Source organism: Streptomyces sp. NPDC058470 (assembly GCF_042721055.1).
Lineage (GTDB): Bacteria > Actinomycetota > Actinomycetes > Streptomycetales > Streptomycetaceae > Streptomyces.
This window is the reverse complement of the sequence record NZ_JBHXMF010000150.1, coordinates 1-1,488: the sequence shown is the minus strand read 5'-3', so window position 1 is coordinate 1,488 and position 1,488 is coordinate 1. Positions and strand designations below refer to the sequence as shown.

The 1,488-nt window shown below is 68.1% G+C and carries 2 protein-coding genes; one reads left to right on the top strand and one right to left on the bottom strand.

What is annotated here, in order from left to right:
* Positions 1-79 precede the first annotated feature (79 nt).
* Positions 80-589, top strand: a complete 510-nt coding sequence (locus tag ACFWP7_RS42590; protein WP_384394039.1) for an NUDIX hydrolase — start codon at positions 80-82, stop codon at positions 587-589.
* Here ACFWP7_RS42590 and ACFWP7_RS42585 read toward each other — a convergent pair.
* Positions 564-1,441 (bottom strand): IS5 family transposase gene (locus tag ACFWP7_RS42585; protein ID WP_384394037.1). Its coding sequence is split into 2 segments (ribosomal slippage): positions 564-1,048 and positions 1,048-1,441, totalling 879 coding nucleotides; the frame shifts between segments, so codons are not numbered across the junction. The two genes, ACFWP7_RS42590 and ACFWP7_RS42585, sit on opposite strands and share 26 nt — an antisense overlap.
* Between the last annotated feature and the right edge of the window lie 47 nt (positions 1,442-1,488).

Sequence of the window (1,488 nt, the reverse complement as noted above, 5' to 3'; positions counted from 1 at the left end):
CTAGGGCGTGTTTGAAATATTGATCACTAGAGCGCCCGAAGCCTCGATCGGGGCTTCGAGCGCGCCTAGGGTCAAGGCCATGGAGACGATGCATCGACCCGCTGCACGCGTGGTCTGTCTGGACGCCTCTGACCGCGTGCTTCTGCTGCGCTGGCGCGATCCAGTCGACGGAACGTGGCTGTGGGAACCGCCTGGTGGCGGCATTGACCCTGGTGAAACGCCGCTGACGGCGGCACGGCGCGAACTGGTCGAGGAGACCGGTCTGGACCCCGAGGCGGTCCTGGAGCGGTCCGTGCCTGTCGAACGAAATGTGCGGTGGAAGGGCATGCAGTACGTCGGCACAGAGGACTTCTTCGTGGCGCGCTTCACTGAGGAGCGGCCCTCGCTGGAACGCGCCGGTCTACTTCCCGATGAACAGGCCAACCTCGACTCGCATGCGTGGGTGCTGTGGTCGGATCTGGACTCGCTGCCGGACCGGGTCGAGCCGCCACAGCTACTGGCAGTGCTCGGTGCCCTGTTGCCAGCGGGCCCTTGGCGTAACGGAGGGCACGGTTGCGGCCAGGTCACAGGGACTGCCGTATCAACGTGAGTTGGACGGTCGCTTCGTAGCGGACGGCGAGCTTGTCGTAGCGGGTCGCGACGCCCCGGGCCTGCTTCAGCAGGCCGATCCGGCACTCGACCTTGTGCCTGGCCTTGTACTTTTCGCGGTCGAAGCCGGGCGGCCGTCCACCTGCCGCTCCCCGACGCAGGCGGTGTCCGGCTTGGTCACGCTTCTCCGGGATGGTGTGCGGGATCTGCCGCCTGCGCAGGTAGGCGCGGATCTCGCGGGAGGAGTAGGCGCGGTCGGCGAGCACGTGATCGGGCCGGACACGAGGCCGCCCGCTGCCGGTCCGGGGCACCTTGATGCGGTCCATGACCCGGATGAACTGTGGTGCGTCGCCGCGTTGTCCGCCAGTGATCACGACCGCGAGGACGTGTCCGGCGGCGTCGGCGGCCAGGTGGAGCTTGGTGCTCAGGCCGCCGCGCGAGCGGCCGAGGCCGTGGTCGTCCGGCTCGTCCGCCAGCCCGTCCGGGGACGTCCGGCCCGGACGGGCAGCCCCCTTTTCCGGGCCCCCGCGGAGTGCTGGTGGGCGCGGCAAACTGTGGAGTCGACCGAGACCTCCCACTCGATGTGCCCGGCGGCATCTGCCTTGACCTGCAGTTTCTCCAGGACGCGGGCCCAGGTTCCGTCGATCTGCCAGCGGCGGAACACCGAGTACGACGTCTCCCACGGCCCGTACCGCTCGGGCATGTCCCGCCAAGGCGAACCCGTCCTCGCCCGCCACCAGATCCCGTCAAAGACCTGCCGCCGATCCCGCGGCTTGCGCCCCATCTTCGGCAACGGCGGCAATACCGCCTCCAAGCACAGCCACTGGTCGTCCGTCAGATCTCCACGAGCCATCCGAAGATCGTTTCACGACCTTGATCAACATCTCAAACAGGCCCTAG

Bases quoted from the DNA above. Each gene is read 5' to 3' on its own strand.
- ACFWP7_RS42590 (WP_384394039.1), top strand. From the start codon at position 80: ATGGAGACGATGCATCGACCCGCTGCACGCGTGGTCTGTCTGGACGCC.